Origin of the sequence: Mesorhizobium sp. WSM4904 (assembly GCF_029674545.1) — a bacterium.
Taxonomy (GTDB): Bacteria; Pseudomonadota; Alphaproteobacteria; order Rhizobiales; family Rhizobiaceae; genus Mesorhizobium.
The window spans coordinates 3,277,811-3,294,285 of sequence record NZ_CP121354.1 but is presented as its reverse complement, the minus strand read 5'-3'; the positions used below and the strand labels follow the sequence as shown (position 1 = coordinate 3,294,285).

The following is a 16,475-nucleotide window of genomic DNA, read 5'->3' as shown; positions in this document are numbered from 1 at the left end:
TGAACCGCTTCGAGCCAGGGAGGCAGCGTTGTTGACGCAACCAGACAGGCAAGCAACGACGATTTGGCGCGAAATACCGCAAGGCTCGGCGGAGGATGAGCGCCTGCTGTTCGAGCGGCTGGCGCAGGACATGATGCATGTCCAGCTGAAGACCAGGCGGCGCTCCAAGACGGCGGGCATCCGGCGCGCTTTCCATGCCAAGCCGATCTTCGCCTCGATCGACGCGACGCTGCGCTTCAATGACGATCTTCCCGCCGACTTCCGCGCCGGCTTCGCCCAGCCGGGAAAATCCTATCCGGCGATCGTGCGCTTCTCCAACGCGAACGCCTCGGGCCAGCCCGACTACAAGCCCGACCTGCGCGGCGTGGCGCTGCGCGTCAAGGTTTCGGACAAGGAGCAGCACGACCTTTTGGCCACCAATTTCCCGGTTTCGCATGCTCGCGATGCCCGGCAATTCGTCGCCTTCGCCAAGGCGACCGCGGGCGGCGCGATCGGCAAGCTGATCGGCCTTGTCGGCCTCGCCTTCCGCTTCAGTCCGGCTGAAGTGATCCGCATGCTGAGGAACGTCTCCAAGGGGCGCAACCGCAAAGTGCGCAGCGTCGCGCTGGAGACCTTCTGGAGCCGCGGCGCCATCCGCTGGGGCGAAACGCTCGCCGTGCGCTATCTGCTGCGGCCCGTGCCGAGCGCGGCACCCGCGCCAGAGGCGTCCACAACGGATGCGAGTTATCTGTCGAACGAATTCGCCACGCGGCTCGCGGCGGGCGACGTCCGTTTCGAGCTGTGTGTCCAGCCCTACATCGACGAGCGCTCGACGCCGATCGAGGATACCGCTGTCGAGTGGACCGAAACCGTCTCGCCGCCCGTGAAGGTGGCGGAGCTTACCATCACCCAGCCGTCGGTCGGCACCGCCGAGGCCTTCACCAACACGAGGGTGATCGACGAGCTCGCCTTCAACCCGTGGAACACGACCGACGAGTTCCGTCCGCTCGGCAATCTCAACCGGGCGCGCAAGGTGGTGTATGACGCGAGTGCCGCGCATCGGCTCGCCTATCGCTGGCGCACCGAAGCGCCGCTGCGCAACCGCGTGCTCGGCGCCATTGCGCGCCGGTCCTTCGTTGCCATCAATCGCTTCGTCGAATGGCACAAGCTGCCGTTGCGCCTCAGCCTGCTCAACCTCGACGCCTTCCGCTACGTGCTGAGGCAGAAGAACCTCATCGACACGGAAGCGGTCGAGGCGCCGCCCGAGGCGCGGCCGGAGCCGCAACCGCCGATCGCCGAGCAAGTGCGGCAGACGCGCTCCTATGACGGCACCTACAACGACCTGTCGGTGCCGAAGATGGGCGCGGTCGGCGCCACCTTCGGCCGCAACCTGAAACCGGCTTACGCGCCCGACCTGTTCGACACGCCGAATCCGGTCGTCGTCGCGGAAAAACTGTTGCATCGCGAGACGTTCATTCCGGCGCGCTCGCTCAACATCCTTGCCGCCGCCTGGATCCAGTTCCAGGTGCATGACTGGGTGAACCATGCCCGCAATCCGCTCGGCACCAACGATATCACCGTACCGCTGCCTCCCGGCATGAAGTGGACGAACACCGTCGGCGGCAAACCGGAACAGGTCATGCGCATTGCCGGCAACCAGCAACTGGACCGCGGCCCCGGCTGGCCGCCGACCTATTTCGGCAATGCCGCCTCGCACTGGTGGGACGGATCGGAGGTCTATGGTCCGAACAGCACCAAGGCGATGATGCTGCGCGAAGGCGCCAAGATCAGGCTGGTCGACAACCACCTGCCGGTCGACATCAAAGGCTTCGAGGTGACCGGCTTCAACGAGAGCTGGTGGCTCGGCCTCGGCGCCATGCACACGCTGTTCGCGCGCGAGCACAATCTGCTCTGCGATGAATTGCGCTCGCGCTACAAGAACTGGGACGACGAGCGCATCTACCAGACGGCCCGGCTCATCGTCTCGGCGCTCATCGCCAAGATCCATACGGTGGAGTGGACGCCGGCAATCCTCGCCACGCGGGCGATCGAGATCGGCCTCTCGAGCAACTGGAACGGCCCGCCGGCCAATGACTGGGTGACCAAATTCGGTCTGTGGCTGCTCGACGAGCATGCGTCGACCGGTATCCCGAAGACGATGCCGGACCACCACACCGCGCCCTATTCGCTGACCGAGGATTTCACCACCGTCTACCGCATGCATCCGCTGTTGCCGGACGACTATTGCTTCTACCACCACCGGTCAGGCGAGAAGATCGCCGAGAAGGGCTTCCTCGACATACAGGGCGCCAATGCCGACGAGATCATGCGCTCCTTCGGCTTGCGCAACACGCTCTATTCCTTCGGCGTCGCGCATCCCGGCGCGATTGCCTTGCATAACTTCCCAAGGTCGTTGCTGAAGCTCGAGCGCGACAACGAGATCATCGACCTCTCGGTGGTCGACATCGTGCGCACCAGGCGGCGCGGCGTGCCGCGCTACAATGATTTTCGTGCCGGGCTGCACCGGCCGCGCATCAGGAGCTTCGAGGAGGTCACCGCGAGCCCCGAGGATGCGCGGCTGCTCAAGCAGATCTACGGCGACGTCGACAAAATCGACACCGTGGTCGGCCTGCTCTCCGAGCCGGCGCCGGCGGGCTTCGGCTTCAGCGACACCGCCTTCCGCATCTTCATCCTGATGGCGTCGCGGCGGCTGCAGAGCGACCGCTTCCTCACCGTCGACTACCGGCCGGAGATCTACTCGCCTTTCGGCATCGACTGGATCGCCAACAACGGCATGACCAGCCTGATCCTGCGCCACTGCCCCGACCTCGCCTCCGTGCTGCCGAGAACGCAGAGCGCGTTTGCGCCCTGGCGCCCGATCGTGCCCGCAAGCACCGACCCCGCCATGGCGGGAGCGAAGCCATGACGGCGCCGATCAAGCCGGCTCCGGCCGCGAACGGCAGCAGTGCCTCGGGGCTCGATGTGCTTTTGAAGCGGCCGCTGGTCGAGACGATCTTCCGCCGCCGCACCCATCGCGTCAGCCAGGGCAGCTCGGTGCTCGCCGGCAGCATGAGCTATCAATCCGAAGAGCCGCGCGAGCCGCTGTCGGAACTCGAGGAGGCGGTGCTGATCGCCATGACCGGCTGCACCGGCCTCACCATGCCCGACCGGCCCTTCGAGGATCCGGCGACGAGGCAGCCGGTGATGGCCAAGCCCAATCTCACCATGGCCGGCCGCACCGCGGGCAGCCCCGACAATGCGCAAGGCACGCATTTCTTCCTGATCAACGACTCAGGCACCTATTTCCTGCGCAAGATGCCGCCGCCCGCCGACGGCAACACCGCTTTCACGCCGGAGCGACTGGTCGAGCGTGCGCGGGAAGCCAAGGTGAAGATTCTCGATCGCCGGCTCGACGTCGCCGAAGGCCAGCGCGATTTTCCGGCCTATCTCGATTCCAACCGCTTCCTCTCCAACCTGCCGGGCACCACGATCCTGTTGCCGGTCGTCGATCTCTCGCGCCAGTACATCAACGGCATGATGTACCTGCTCACCCAGCCCGATGGCGCGCGGCCTCACATCGTCGACGATCGCAACTTCTATCGCTCGGCCGGCGTCAAGCGCTGGGTCAAGAAGGGTTTCCTCAACAAGGACCTGAAGATCCCGCTCGGCGCGATCGGCTCGCTGCGCACTCAGATCGAGGCGGACCTGCTCTTGCAGAACATCTTCCTCGTCGCCGATGCCATGGGGCTCGGCGCCTGGATCCATGGCTCGATCAGCCCGCCGGTGCTGCTCGGCGATCCGAAGTTCTCAAAGACTTACGGCGCAATGCTCGGCTTCGACGTGGCGGTGCCGCGCTGGCGCCTCATGGACCTGCTGCGCTGGCACATACCACTGCCGAAATACTCCAACCTGCGCAGCAACCCGATCGGCCTGCGCCTCAAGGGCGAGCACCTGATCAAGGGCATGTCGCCGCCCTACTACGATACGATGGCCGACGCCGTCGCCGAAGTGATCGAGGAGAAGTTCGGCAAGAGCGGCCTCTACGCGGACGAGAAGCTTTTTGCCGAAATCTACAAGGGCGATTACGGCCACCGCTATCTCAGCGAGGCGGCGGTCTATACGCCGGAGGTCATCGACTGCGTGTGCGACATCTGCACCTACATCTACGAGACGCACGGCCGCTTCCCGGCGCATTGCGACGCCATTCATGTGCCCGGCATATGGTTGCAGGTGCATCACGTCGATGTCGGCTACTACCAGCGCTTCTTCCGCAACGGCCTGACCGACGTACATCTCAACCACGCGCGCGACTGGCACTGATGGTGACGGCATGCGCCGTGGCGCTCGCTGGCGGTCTCCGGGGGGCAGCGTCGAGGACGTCGATCAGCTCATCCAGTTGCCGCCGTCGGACGTCTCAGATGTCCACGCTCTGCGGCAGGATGACGAGGTCGCGGATGGTGACGTTGCGCGGCCGCGTCAACATGAAGAGCACGGCATCGGCCACCTCCTTGGGCTCCATCAGGCTGCCGGCCGCCAGCGCCTCTTCCATCTTGGCCTTCGGCCAATCGCTGAGCAGCGCCGTCACAACCGGACCGGGCGCGACGGCGCCGACGCGGATGCCGTGCTTCAGCACCTGGCGGCGGAGCGTATGGACGAAGGCCTGCACGGCGAATTTCGACGCCGTATAGATCGGTTCCCAGACCACGGGAACGAAGCCGGCCACGGAACTGGTGACGATGATGTCGCCGCTCTTCTTCTCGATCATATGCGGCAGCACGGCGTGCACCGTGCGGAACACGGCGTTGATGTTGAGGTTCAGCATCCGATCCCACTGGTCGGGATCGCCCGACGCCACCTCGCCGCCGACATAGGCGCCGGCATTGGCATGGAAGATATCGAGCCGACCCGTCTTCTCCAGGATCGTGGGCATCATGCGGTCGACGCTTGCCGGGTCGAGCAGGTCGGTGACTACGGCGAATGCATTGTCGCCCAGTTCGGCGACGAGCGTCTTCAGCTTATCCTCGGCGCGATCGACCAGGACAACCTTGGCGCCGGCGGCGAGCATGGCGCGGGCGCATTCCAGCCCGATGCCGGAGGCAGCGCCGGTGATTGCGGCAACCTTGCCGGAGAGACTTTCAGACATTGCGATCCTCTTCGATGAGCCGCCTTCTTGATGAGCTGTCAGGCGCGGCCGTGTGAGACACGCGAGCGGCGGGCGAGAGAATCGACGATGACCGCGATCGCCAGCACGCAGCCGGTGATCATGTACCGGAGCGAGGATGACAGATCGAGCAGCGTCAAGCCGCTTGCGATGGATTGGATGACGATGATGCCGAGCAGCGCCGAATAGGCGCTGCCGCGGCCGCCGAACAGGCTGGTGCCGCCAATGACGGCCGCCGCGATGGCGTTGAGGTTGACGTCGCCGGTGCCGGCCTGCTGGCTGGCGGTTGCCAGGCGTGCCGCCGAGAGCAGGCCGCCGGTGGCCGCCAGCGTGGCGCAGAGCGCGAAGGCGCTGGTGTAGATCAGCCGCACATTGATGCCGGCGCGGCGCGCCGCTTCGCGGTTGCCGCCAACGGCGGTCATCGAGCGGCCCCATTGGGTCCGCTTCAGCGCATAGTTCATCGCCACGACCAGGCCGACGAACAGCGCGAACATCCAGGGCACGCCGCGCGACAGGTTGAGGTAGTAAGCCACCAGCTCGAGCGCAACCGTGATCGCGACGGCCTGGAGCAGAAGCCCGCCGAACGAGCGCGACGACAGCCCGGCGGCCTGGCGGCGCTGCGCCTTGCGGTAGCCGAGAGCCAAGGCGAGCACGCCGGGCACCACCGCCAGCGTGTACGACACCCAGTGCGGCATGACCAGGAGCTGGCCGAAATTCACCAGCGGCGAATCGTAAGGCAGGTTGATCGAGCCGGTCGGCCCGAGGATGTAGAGCTGCAATCCGAGGAAGGCGAGCAAGCCCGACAGCGTCGACACGAAGCTCGGCATGCCGAGCCTGTTGAGCAGGAACGCATAGACGCAGCCGGTCACGAATCCGACCGCCATGGCAGTGACGATGGCCAGCGCGACCGGCCAGCCCCACTGGACCCAAAGCACGCCGAGCAGCGCGGAAGACAAGCCGCTGACGGAGCCGACTGACAGGTCGATCTCGCCGATCATCAGCACGCAGACGATGCCGAGCGAGATGATGCCGACCGTCGAGCAGTCGAACAAAAGGTTGACCAGATTGTTCGGCGACAGGAAGACCGGATTGAGCGTCTGGAATATGGTGCAGATCAGCACCAGTCCGACGACCACCGGCAGCGATCCCAGATCGCCGGAGCGGACGCGGTCGAGAAAGCCCCTGATGGCGCCCTTCGCCCCGCTGCGATCCTTCAGCCGCTCATCGCTGCGATCGAGCAGCGCGCCGGGATTGCGGTCGGAAGCCGTCGTCATGGCTGTTCTCCCTGCACCTTCTCGGCTGCACGCCTGCCGCGCCGCGAGACCGCGTTGTCGTCGGCGCCGGTTATCGCGGTCACCAGTTCCTGGTTCGACGCGCCAGGCAGGAAGATGCCGTTGTTGCGTCCGAGCCTCAGCACCACGATGCGGTCGGCCACGGCGCGCACATCCTCCATGTTGTGGCTGATCATGACGACGCCCAGTCCGCGATCCCGCACGCGCTCGATGAGGTTGAGCACCTCTGCCGTCTGCGCGACGCCCAGCGCGGCGGTCGGTTCGTCGAGGAGAATGACCCGCGGCTCCATCAGGAGCGAGCGGGCGATCGCGACCGTCTGCCGCTGCCCGCCCGAGAGCGATGCGACCGGCTCGCGCACGCTGGGAATGCGTGCCGACAGCTCGTTGAGCAGCGTCCAGGCGCGCACCTCCATCGAGACTTCGTCGAGACGAAGCGGATGGAGCTCGCGGCCAAGGAAGATGTTGGCCACGACATCGAGGTTTTCGCAGAGCGCCAAATCCTGGAAGACTGTCGCGATGCCAAGCTTGAGCGCCGCGGCGGGATTGGCAAGCGTCACCGGCTGGCCATCGAAGGTGATCGAACCCGAACTCGGCATATGCGCGCCGGCGAGGATCTTCACCAGCGTCGACTTGCCGGCGCCGTTGTCGCCGACCAGCGCGACGATTTCGCCGGCATTGATATCGAGATCGACATCGGTGAGCGCCGACACCGCTCCGAAATTCTTCGAGATGCCGCGCAGGCTGAGCACCGGCTGGCGGCTTGTCGTGGACGGCGTGTCGGGTATTGCCATGGCGCTGTTTCTCCCCGTTTGCGGTCGATATGTCCGGCCGCCAGGAGGTAGCGGCCGGACACGCCCGGCTGTCGCCTTGGCGACGCGCCGAGTATATCGCCAGCGACGCGGCTGCGCCGCATCGCGTTCGGAGACAATGCCGCAAGCGGCATTGCCCCGGAGACAATGCCGCAAGCGGCATTGCTCCTTATTCAATGCCGAGCTTCTTGCAGCCTTCGGCGTAGCGGTCGGTGCAGAGCTGGGCTGCGGTCTGGATCTTCTTGTCGATGATCTCGGCCTTGAGGTTCTCCTGCGTCACCACCGCCGGCACGAAGAGCTTCGAGGGCGTGTCGTAGAGCGTCGTCTCGGCTTTCGGCGTCTCGCCCTTGAGAAGCTGCACCGCAACGTTCGCCGCTGCCGCCGCGACGATCTCGCTCGGCTTGGAAATAGTGTTGTACTGGTCGCCGGCAATGATGAGCTGCAAGGCGGCGATCGTGGCATCGTTGCCGGTCACCGTCGGCACCGGATCGACGCCGGCGGCCTTGAACGCGGCGATGGCGCCGCCGCCGGTGCCGTCATTGGCGGCGACCACGCCGACGATCTTGTTGCCGAAGCGCGAGATCTGCCCCGCCGCCCATTGCTGGGCATTCGACGGCGCCCAGTTCGGCGTGTCGAATTCGGCGAGCGTCTTGTAGCTGCCGGTCTTGAGGCCTTCATGGATACCGTCCTTGATCAGGCCCGCCGCGGCGTCGGTCGGCGAGCCGTTGATCTGCAGCACGCCGACATCGCCGTCGCTCGACACGCCCTTGGCCTTGAGGTGCTCCACCAGCGAGGCGGCAATCGCCTTGCCGATGGCCTTGTTGTCGAACGAGACATAGAAGTCGGCCTTGGCGTCGGGGATCGGACGATCATAGGCGATGACCTTGACGCCCTGTGCCTGCGCATTGTGCACCAGCGACGCCGCCGCGGCGGAATCGACCGGGTCGAGCACGACGACCTTGGCGCCCTGGGTTATGACCGAATTGAACTGCTGCTGCTGCTTGGTGACGTCGGCGTCGGCGTTGAGGTAGAGCACCTTGCAGCTGTCGCAGAGCTTCTTCATTTCGGCGACGAAGCCGGGATGATCATGCTCTTCGTAGCGTGTCGAACCCTGGTCGGGCATCAGGAACGCGACCGTGGAACCGGCAATATCTTGCGCATTGGCAAACGTCGCGCCGAGGGCGAGGCTCGAGACGGCCATGGCGGCCGCGGCCAATCTGGATATGTATCTGGACATAAGGTCTTCTCCATTCCCATTGTTTGATGTAACGGACCTCGACATCGGGCTTGGATGTCTGCTCGTGCCGCCCGATCGGAAGTCTAGCTGCCTCGTGCAGCAGCCCAACGGCTTCCTCCCGCTGGCATGACACGAGGCAATACTCATCCATCGCTGGTTCGCTCGCGCGACCCATCGCTTCGTCCTGGTTCTTACTTAGGCTTGTTTTTCCTCCCAAACTCCTTTCTATGCGGCGCGCGCGGCCGCGAAATTGTCCGCAACCAATCGTCTGAACTGCGAAGGCGGCGTGCCCTTCTCGGCCAGGAACTGGCGGTTGAAGTTCGACAGATTGTTGAAGCCGACCTCGAAGCAGATGTCCGATATCTGCGCCTGCTCGTCGCTGATCAGGATCTGGCAGGCGAGGTTGATGCGCAGACGCTTGATGTATTGCAGCAGCGACATGCCAGTGTGCTTGCGGAACGACCGCGAGAAGGCGCTCGGCGTCTGTCCTGCGATCGCGGCGAGATCGCCTTCGTTGAATTGCTGCGTCAGGTTCTCGCGGATATAGGCAAGTGCCTGATTCATGCCGGCCGACATATATCCCGACGGGTCCGGCAGATAGTTCTCGCTGGCGAGCACGCGCGGCGAGGTCTCTCGGCTCAGCGCCTCCATGATCGACATGAACAGGCTGATCCGGTGTACGCCGCAGGCATGCGTGATTTCCGCCAGAAGGGGCATGACCTGTCTGCTCACGGCTTTGCTGAACAGCACCCCGCGCCGCGACAGGTCGAGCAGCGGCGAGACGGCGCCGAGCTCCGGAAAAGTCGTGATCGCGCCACCGATGAATTCCTCGCGGAACTGGACCAGCCTGCAGCGCAGCGGAACCGACTGGCCTTCCGGAACCTCGCTGATCCAGTTGTGCGGCAGGTTGGGGCCGGCCAGCACGAGATTGCCGATATCGAATTCGCCGATGAAGTCGCCGACGAAATAGCGGCCCTTGGTCGCGACGATCTGGTGCAGCTCGTATTCCGGATGAAAATGCCAGCGCACCGTATGATACGGATAGCCGTGCCATTTCACCGCGAATGACTCGCCAGGCCTTATCTGTATGACTTCCAGATCGGGTCCCATGCTTCCTCCCGGAGGCTGTCGGGTATTTCAGCCTTCGAACCGCGGCCGTTTGTTTGGCTCGTCTAGGGTCAGGATAGCGGCGGCCAAGGATGGCTGCCACCTCGCCACACCGCGCCGACTGATACGTTTTTGACCATTTTGGCCCAGCGAAAAATCACCTTCGAAAATTAGAGCCTTCGCATATCTGGGATTGGCCGCCGACGCTTGGGCGAGGCAAAGTTCGCTTCGGACCACGCTACCACATTGCACAATTCCGGCCGGGCTGCACAATAGGCGCATGTCCGCCGGTTCGTTGACCATCCTTGTTATCGACGAGAACCGCATCCGCGCCTCGATCATCGAGGCCGGATTGCGGGATGCCGGCCATCGGCATGTCACCGTGGTCCATGACGTGGCCGGCATTGCGAAGCGCATCGCCGAGTTGGAGCCGGATGTCATCGTCATCGATCTCGAGAACCCTAACCGCGACATGCTGGAAAACATGTTCCAGCTTTCGCGCGCGGTGAAACGGCCGATCGCCATGTTCGTCGACCGCTCCGACCGGGCCTCGATCGAAGCGGCGGTCGACGCCGGCGTGTCGGCCTATGTCATCGACGGGCTGAAGAAGGAGCGCATCAAGCCGATCCTCGACATGGCGATCAGCCGCTTCAATGCCTTCTCGCGCATGGCGCGCGAACTGGAGGAAGCGCGCAGCGAGCTCGAGAACCGCAAGGTCGTCGATCGCGCCAAGGGCATACTGATGAAGTCGCGCGGCTTGAGCGAGGAGGCGGCCTACGCGCTTCTGCGCAAGACCGCCATGAACCAGAACCGCAAGATCGCCGAGATCGCCCAGAGCCTGGTGACGGCGGCGGGATTACTGGGACCGCTGGAGGGCGAATGAGCACGACCGCTGCGCATCAGATCACCGCCGGCTTCATGCCGCTCTTCGACAGCGCCGTTCTCGTCGCGGCCGGCGAGATGGGCTTTGCCGCCCGCGAAGGCATAGAGCTCAAACTGCATCGCGAGACCTCCTGGGCTAACATCCGCGACCGCATCGCGATCGGCCATTTCGATGTCGCCCATATGCTTGGGCCGATGCCGCTCGCCTGCAGCCTCGGTCTCACGCCGCTCGCCTCCGAGACCATTGTGCCCTTCTCGCTGGGGCTCGGCGGCAACTGCATCACCGTCTCCACTGCGGTGTGGGAAGGCATGGCGGCAAACGGCGCTGCGCCCGACCTCGATCCGGCGCGTGCCGGGGCGGCGCTCGGCGCGCTGATCCGCGCGCGGGCGGCCGCCGGCCGCGATCCGCTGCGCTTCGCCGTCGTGCATCCGCATTCCGGGCACAATTACGAGCTGCGCTACTGGCTCGCCGCCTGCGGCGTCGATCCTGACCGCGATATCGAGGTCGTCATCGTGCCGCCGCCCTTCATGGCTGACGCGCTCGCCGCCGGCCGCATCGACGGCTATTGCGTCGGCGAGCCCTGGAACAGCGCTGCCGTCGACGCCGGCACCGGCCGCATCGTCACCGTCAAGGCGCTGCTATGGCGCAACAGCCCGGAAAAGGTGATCGGCGCCCGCAGGGCGTGGGCGGAGGAGAATCCTGACACTCTGGCGGCGCTGCTGAGGGCGCTGCATCATTCCGCCCGCTGGTGCCAGGATCCTGCAAACCGCGACGAGTTGGCCGCGCTGATGGCGAGGCCCGCTTTCCTTGGCCAGCCGGAGGCGATCCAGATGCCGGCGCTCACCGGACGCTTGCAACTCGGCGGGAGGGCGGAACGGCGCGTCGAGGATTTCTTCCTGCCCTTCGACAAGGCGGCGAACTTCCCTTGGAAAAGCCACGCGCTCTGGTTCTACACGCAGATGGTACGCTGGGGACAATTGCGGCACACGCCGCAAAACCTGGCGATCGCCCGCGACTGCTATCGGCCCGACCTTTACCGCTCGGCGCTGAGGCCGCTTGGCGTGGCCCTGCCCGGCGCCAATGCCAAGGTCGAGGGCGCGCTGAAGGCTGCGACGCCGGTTGGCTCCGCAGGGGCCAGTCTCATCCTTGGCCCTGATGGTTTCTTCGACGGCCAGATCTTCGATCCGGACAAGATCGACGCCTACATTGCCGGCCAGAAGCGCGCCTGATCCTTTGCGCGTCATTCTTGTGCATTGCACAATATTTGTGCGCCATGCCCGTCCCGTTGATCAATGTTTGACCGTATCGCCGCTTGGCCCGGTCGGCACGGGAGGCAGGTATCCAATTGATTTTGCTTGAAAATCCCCATCGACACAAAACTGGCACGCTTCATGCTTTGAAATAATCGAGCTCCTCGTGGGCAATAGAATACGGCGTCCAATGGCGGGCGCCACAGGCAAAGCTGCCGCTCAGGTAACCACGCGATCCCGGATGTACGGACGCGAGAGACCTGGACGGCAGCTTTTTTGTTTTTGGACCCGAACCCGAGAATCGACGCGCCGATCCCAGGCGGCGCCAAGCGGAGACGACTATGACGACACGGATCGGAATTGCGACAACGCTCAAGGATTTCACGCGCCGCGATTTTATCGCCAGCAGCATGCTGACGGCGGTGCTGTTCACCGTGGCACTGCTGCTGTTTCCCCCAAGCACCATGACCGACGGCAAGCGCCCCGAAACGATCGCGCAGCGCCAGCTCTCGTCGCGCTGAGCGATGCCGCGCTTCCTAATCAACACAACTCGCGGTGCCTCCCACGCCGCAAACCGGAGCCGACCATGACCGCAAACCACCCAGCCCCGCCCAGCCAGGACAGTGCTCCCCGGCAGGCGCTCGTCATGTCTACCATCGCCTTCACCGTCTGCTTCGCGGTGTGGACGATCTTTTCCATCATCGGCGTGCGCATCAAGCAGGAACTCGGCCTGAACGAGACCGAGTTCGGCCTGCTCGTCGGCACGCCGATCCTCACCGGCTCGCTCGTGCGTATCGTGCTCGGCGTATGGACCGACCGCTACGGCGGCCGTCTGGTCTACACCATGACCATGCTCGCTGCGGCGGTCGCGACCTTCCTGCTCGCCTTCGCGCATACCTATGAGCAGATGCTGATCGCGGCCCTCGGCGTTGGGCTTGCCGGTGGTTCCTTCGCCGTCGGCGTCGCCTATGTCTCGCGCTTCTTCCCCGCCGGCAGGCAGGGAACGGCTCTCGGCATCTTTGGCGTCGGCAATGTCGGCGCCGCGGTCACCAAATTCCTGGCGCCGTTCGTGCTGCTCTCCTGGGGCTGGCAGTCGGTGGCGCTGATCTGGGCGGCGGCGCTGGTCGTCATGGCGGCCGTGTTCTGGCTCACGACCGACGACGATCCGGTCATCCGCGAGCGTCGCGCCGGCAAGGCAGCACCCGCGAGAAGCTTCTGGCAGGAATTCGCTCCCCTGAAGAACCTGCAGGTCTGGCGCTTCGCCTTCTACTATTTCTTCTCCTTCGGCGCGTTCGTGGCGCTGTCGCTCTGGCTGCCGCGCTACCTGATCGGCGTCTACGGCTTCGGCATCGCCACCGCGGGCATGATCGGCGCCGCCTATTCGATCCCCGCAAGCATCTTCCGCGCCTATGGCGGCGTGCTTTCCGACCGCATCGGTGCCCGCACCGTGCTCTACTGGACCTTCAGCGTTTGTGCCGTGGCGACCCTCGTTCTGTCTCTCCCCTCGGCAGACTACGTCGTGCGCGGCATCAGCGGGCCGATCCCCTTCCATTTCGAGATCGGCCCGCTCGCCTTCATCGGCGTCGCCTTCGTACTCGGCTTCTTCATGAGCCTCGGCAAGGCCGCCGTCTACAAGCACATCCCGGTCTACTATCCGCAGAGCGTCGGCGCGGTCGGCGGCGTGGTGGGCATGATCGGCGGCCTCGGCGGCTTCGTCCTGCCGATCGCCTTCGGCGCGCTGAACGACCTCACCGGCGTCTGGTCGAGCTGCTTCATGCTGCTCTTCCTCATCGTGGTCTCGTGCCTCGTCTGGATGCACGTCACCATCCGCCGGATGGAGCGCGCGGCCGCCGTCAAGCCTGCGCCCCTTTCCTACGCCGCCGAATAGATCGGAGCAGACCGGACATGAGCGAAAAACTCGTCATCATCGGCAACGGCATGGCGCCCGGCAGGATGCTGGAGTACCTGCTGGAAGCCGCGCCCGACCGCTACAGCGTCACCATCTTCAACGCCGAGCCGCGCGTGAACTACGACCGCATCATGCTGTCGCCGGTGCTTTCGGGCGAGAAGGATTTCGAGGAAATCGTCATCCACGGCGACGGCTGGTACATCAAGCACGGCATCACCCTCTACAAGGGCCACCGGATCGTTGCCATCGACAGGGACGCGAAGACCGTCACCTCGGACCACGGCGTGACCGAGCGCTACGACAGGCTGGTCATCGCCACCGGCTCGGTGCCCTTCATCATTCCGGTGCCGGGCAAGGACTTGCCCGGCGTGCTCACCTATCGCGACCTCGACGACGTCAATGCCATGCTGCTTGCCGCGCAGGCGCGCGCCAAGGCGGTCGTCATCGGCGGCGGCCTGCTCGGGCTCGAAGCCGCTGCCGGGCTGAAGGAACGCGGCATGGACGTCACCGTACTGCACGTCATGCCGACGCTGATGGAGCGCCAGCTCGATCCCGCCGCCGGCTACCTGCTGCAGAAAGCCGTCGAGGCACGCGGCATCAAGGTCATGACCAAGGCCAACACCAAGGCCATCTTCGGCAATGGCAAGGTCGAGGGCGTCGAGCTCATGGACGGCACGATCATCCCGGCAACGCTGGTCGTGATGGCGGTCGGCATTCGCCCCAGCATCGCCCTGGCCAAGGACGCAGGGCTGGAAGTCAATCGCGGCATCGTCGTCGACGACCGCATGCAGACGTCCGATCCCGCGATCATGGCGCTCGGCGAATGCGCCGAGGTCGGCGGCCATGTCTACGGGCTGGTCGCGCCTCTCTACGAGATGGCGCGGGTGGCGGCGGCCAGGCTGGCGGATGGCGAGGACAAGCGCTTCGTCCACTCCGACACGCCGACCAAGCTCAAGGTCACCGGCATCGACCTTTATTCGCTGGGCGACTTTGCCGACGGCGACGACCGCGAGGAGATCATCCTGCGCGACGCATCCGCCGGCATCTACAAGCGCGTCGTGCTGCAGGACAACCGCATCATCGGCACGGTGCTGTTCGGCGAGACGGCCGACGGCGCCTGGTTCAACGACCTCAAGAAGAAGGCGACCGACATTTCAGAGATACGCGACACGCTGATCTTCGGACAGGCGTTGCAGGGAGGCGCTTCCTCGGACCCTTTGGCGGCCGTTGCGGCATTGGCGGATGATGCGGAAATCTGCGGCTGCAACGGCGTCTGCAAGGGAAAGATCACCGGCGCGATCACGGCCAAGGGCCTGACCGGCCTCGACGACGTGCGCGCCCACACCAAGGCTTCCGCTTCGTGCGGCTCGTGCACGGGCCTGGTCGAGCAGCTCCTGAAGCTCACGCTGGGCGACGCTTACAATCCGGCGGCGGTGCAGCCGATGTGCGGCTGCACGTCACTCGGCCACGACGACGTGCGGCGCCTGATCAAGGCGAAGGGTCTGAAGACGATACCCGCCGTCATGCAGGAGCTCGAATGGAAGAGCTCCTGTGGCTGCGCAAAATGCCGGCCGGCGCTCAACTACTATCTGGTCTGCGACTGGCCTGACCAATATGCCGACGACTATCAGTCGCGCTTCATCAACGAGCGCGTGCACGCCAACATCCAGAAGGACGGCACCTATTCGGTCGTGCCGCGCATGTGGGGCGGCGTCACCAGCGCCGGCGAACTGCGCGCCATCGCCGACGTGGTCGACAAGTTCCGCATCCCGACCGTGAAGGTGACCGGCGGTCAGCGCATCGACATGCTGGGCATCCGCAAGGAGGACCTGCCGGCGGTGTGGGCCGATCTCGGCAAGGCCGGTTTCGTCTCCGGCCACGCCTATGCCAAGGGCCTGCGCACCGTGAAAACCTGCGTCGGCTCGGACTGGTGCCGTTTCGGCACGCAGGATTCGACCGGACTCGGCATCCGCATCGAAAAGTTCATGTGGGGCTCCTGGACACCGGCCAAGGTGAAGATGGCGGTGTCGGGATGCCCACGCAACTGCGCCGAAGCGACCTGCAAGGATGTCGGCGTGGTCTGCGTCGACTCCGGTTACGAGATCCATTTCGCCGGCGCCGCCGGCCTCGACATCAAGGGCACCGAAGTGCTCGGCCTGGTCAAGACCGAGGACGAGGCGCTGGAGGTGATCGTGGCGCTCGTACAGATGTATCGCGAGCAGGCCCGCTATCTGGAGCGCATCTACAAATGGGCCAAGCGGATCGGCACCGCCGAGATCAAAAAACAGATCCTCGACGACGCCGAGAAGCGCCGCGCCTATTTCGAGCGCTTCGTCTTCAGCCAGAAATTCGCGCAGGTCGATCCCTGGTCCGAGCGTGTTTCCGGCAAGGACAAGCACGAGTTCCGGCCGCTTGCCACCGTCGGCTTCGCGGAGGCGGCGGAATGATGGAGATGTCTGCATCCGGCAGGACAGAGGGGGGCACCTTGGCGCACTCATATCAAGCAAAGGCGACCCAATGACCTGGATATCGATCGGCTCCCTTTCCGACATCCCTCGCCGCGGCGCGCGCTGCGTGGCCACCCCGCAAGGCAAGATCGCCGTTTTCCGCACCGCGGATGACCAGGTCTTTGCCATGGACGACCATTGCCCGCACAAGGGCGGCCCGCTGAGCCAGGGCATCGTCCACGGAGCGTCCGTGACCTGTCCGCTGCACAACTGGGTGATCTCGCTGGAGACCGGCAAGGCGCTCGGCGCCGACGAAGGCTCTGTCCGAACGATCCCGGTCAGGGTCGAGGGCGAACGGCTCTTCATCGCGCTCGAAGCGCTGGCCTCGAAAGCGGCCTGAG

At 64.9% G+C, this 16,475-nt stretch carries 13 protein-coding genes; 8 read left to right on the top strand and 5 right to left on the bottom strand.

Annotated elements, in window-relative coordinates:
* The first annotated feature begins 28 nt into the window (after positions 1–28).
* Both QAZ47_RS15725 and QAZ47_RS15720 read left to right on the top strand, forming a co-directional pair.
* Positions 29–2,905, top strand: coding sequence for a peroxidase family protein (locus tag QAZ47_RS15725; RefSeq protein ID WP_278233716.1), 2,877 nt, complete (start codon positions 29–31; stop codon positions 2,903–2,905).
* Positions 2,902–4,299, top strand: a complete 1,398-nt coding sequence (locus tag QAZ47_RS15720) for a hypothetical protein (RefSeq protein ID WP_278233715.1) — start codon at positions 2,902–2,904, stop codon at positions 4,297–4,299. Before QAZ47_RS15725 ends, QAZ47_RS15720 begins: the two co-directional genes overlap by 4 nt.
* Before the next feature lie 94 nt (positions 4,300–4,393).
* On the opposite strand, the gene QAZ47_RS15715 is transcribed toward QAZ47_RS15720, so the two are convergent.
* The 5 genes from QAZ47_RS15715 to QAZ47_RS15695 all read right to left on the bottom strand — a co-directional run bounded on the left by QAZ47_RS15715 (position 4,394) and on the right by QAZ47_RS15695 (position 9,588).
* Entirely contained in the window at positions 4,394–5,122 is a 729-nt protein-coding gene (locus QAZ47_RS15715; protein ID WP_278233714.1) for an SDR family oxidoreductase, read from the bottom strand.
* A gap of 38 nt (positions 5,123–5,160) precedes the next feature.
* A complete protein-coding gene (locus tag QAZ47_RS15710) occupies positions 5,161–6,414 on the bottom strand; it encodes a sugar ABC transporter permease (protein WP_278233713.1) in 1,254 nt (417 codons plus the stop codon).
* Positions 6,411–7,223, bottom strand: a complete 813-nt coding sequence (locus QAZ47_RS15705) for an ATP-binding cassette domain-containing protein (RefSeq protein ID WP_278207674.1) — start codon at positions 7,221–7,223, stop codon at positions 6,411–6,413. The genes QAZ47_RS15710 and QAZ47_RS15705 overlap by 4 nt, the downstream gene beginning before the upstream one ends.
* Before the next feature lie 187 nt (positions 7,224–7,410).
* Positions 7,411–8,478 (bottom strand): sugar ABC transporter substrate-binding protein, encoded by a 1,068-nt coding sequence (locus QAZ47_RS15700; protein WP_278233712.1) that lies wholly within the window; start codon positions 8,476–8,478, stop codon positions 7,411–7,413.
* A gap of 225 nt (positions 8,479–8,703) precedes the next feature.
* A complete protein-coding gene (locus tag QAZ47_RS15695; protein WP_278233711.1) occupies positions 8,704–9,588 on the bottom strand; it encodes an AraC family transcriptional regulator in 885 nt (294 codons plus the stop codon).
* 277 nt (positions 9,589–9,865) lie between these two features.
* Between QAZ47_RS15695 and QAZ47_RS15690 the strand changes: the two genes are divergently transcribed.
* The 6 genes from QAZ47_RS15690 (at position 9,866) to nirD (ending at position 16,474) form a co-directional block, all read left to right on the top strand.
* Positions 9,866–10,468: an ANTAR domain-containing response regulator gene (locus QAZ47_RS15690; RefSeq protein ID WP_278233710.1), complete on the top strand. Its 603-nt coding sequence runs from the start codon at positions 9,866–9,868 to the stop codon at positions 10,466–10,468.
* Positions 10,465–11,697 (top strand): CmpA/NrtA family ABC transporter substrate-binding protein, encoded by a 1,233-nt coding sequence (locus QAZ47_RS15685; RefSeq protein ID WP_278233709.1) that lies wholly within the window; start codon positions 10,465–10,467, stop codon positions 11,695–11,697. The genes QAZ47_RS15690 and QAZ47_RS15685 overlap by 4 nt, the downstream gene beginning before the upstream one ends.
* 362 nt (positions 11,698–12,059) lie before the next feature.
* The gene (locus QAZ47_RS15680) at positions 12,060–12,239 is read left to right on the top strand and encodes a hypothetical protein (RefSeq protein ID WP_278207667.1); all 180 of its coding nucleotides are present in this window, start codon (positions 12,060–12,062) and stop codon (positions 12,237–12,239) included.
* A 65-nt stretch (positions 12,240–12,304) separates the two neighbouring features.
* Positions 12,305–13,606, top strand: a complete 1,302-nt coding sequence (locus QAZ47_RS15675; RefSeq protein WP_278233708.1) for a nitrate/nitrite transporter — start codon at positions 12,305–12,307, stop codon at positions 13,604–13,606.
* Positions 13,607–13,623: 17 nt separating this feature from the next.
* Positions 13,624–16,074, top strand: a complete 2,451-nt coding sequence (gene nirB, locus QAZ47_RS15670) for a nitrite reductase large subunit NirB (RefSeq protein WP_278233707.1) — start codon at positions 13,624–13,626, stop codon at positions 16,072–16,074.
* 70 nt (positions 16,075–16,144) lie between these two features.
* The gene (nirD, locus tag QAZ47_RS15665) at positions 16,145–16,474 is read left to right on the top strand and encodes a nitrite reductase small subunit NirD (RefSeq protein WP_278233706.1); all 330 of its coding nucleotides are present in this window, start codon (positions 16,145–16,147) and stop codon (positions 16,472–16,474) included.
* Position 16,475 lies beyond the last annotated feature (1 nt).

Excerpts from the sequence above, each read along its gene's own strand:
- nirD (WP_278233706.1), top strand. The coding sequence starts at position 16,145 with ATGACCTGGATATCGATCGGCTCCCTTTCCGACATCCCTCGCCGCGGC.
- QAZ47_RS15675 (WP_278233708.1), top strand. The coding sequence starts at position 12,305 with ATGACCGCAAACCACCCAGCCCCGCCCAGCCAGGACAGTGCTCCCCGG.
- QAZ47_RS15685 (WP_278233709.1), top strand. The coding sequence starts at position 10,465 with ATGAGCACGACCGCTGCGCATCAGATCACCGCCGGCTTCATGCCGCTC.
- QAZ47_RS15695 (WP_278233711.1), bottom strand. The coding sequence starts at position 9,588 with ATGGGACCCGATCTGGAAGTCATACAGATAAGGCCTGGCGAGTCATTC.
- nirB (WP_278233707.1), top strand. The coding sequence starts at position 13,624 with ATGAGCGAAAAACTCGTCATCATCGGCAACGGCATGGCGCCCGGCAGG.
- QAZ47_RS15690 (WP_278233710.1), top strand. The coding sequence starts at position 9,866 with ATGTCCGCCGGTTCGTTGACCATCCTTGTTATCGACGAGAACCGCATC.
- QAZ47_RS15705 (WP_278207674.1), bottom strand. The coding sequence starts at position 7,223 with ATGGCAATACCCGACACGCCGTCCACGACAAGCCGCCAGCCGGTGCTC.
- QAZ47_RS15710 (WP_278233713.1), bottom strand. The coding sequence starts at position 6,414 with ATGACGACGGCTTCCGACCGCAATCCCGGCGCGCTGCTCGATCGCAGC.
- QAZ47_RS15720 (WP_278233715.1), top strand. The coding sequence starts at position 2,902 with ATGACGGCGCCGATCAAGCCGGCTCCGGCCGCGAACGGCAGCAGTGCC.
- QAZ47_RS15700 (WP_278233712.1), bottom strand. The coding sequence starts at position 8,478 with ATGTCCAGATACATATCCAGATTGGCCGCGGCCGCCATGGCCGTCTCG.
- QAZ47_RS15715 (WP_278233714.1), bottom strand. The coding sequence starts at position 5,122 with ATGTCTGAAAGTCTCTCCGGCAAGGTTGCCGCAATCACCGGCGCTGCC.
- QAZ47_RS15680 (WP_278207667.1), top strand. The coding sequence starts at position 12,060 with ATGACGACACGGATCGGAATTGCGACAACGCTCAAGGATTTCACGCGC.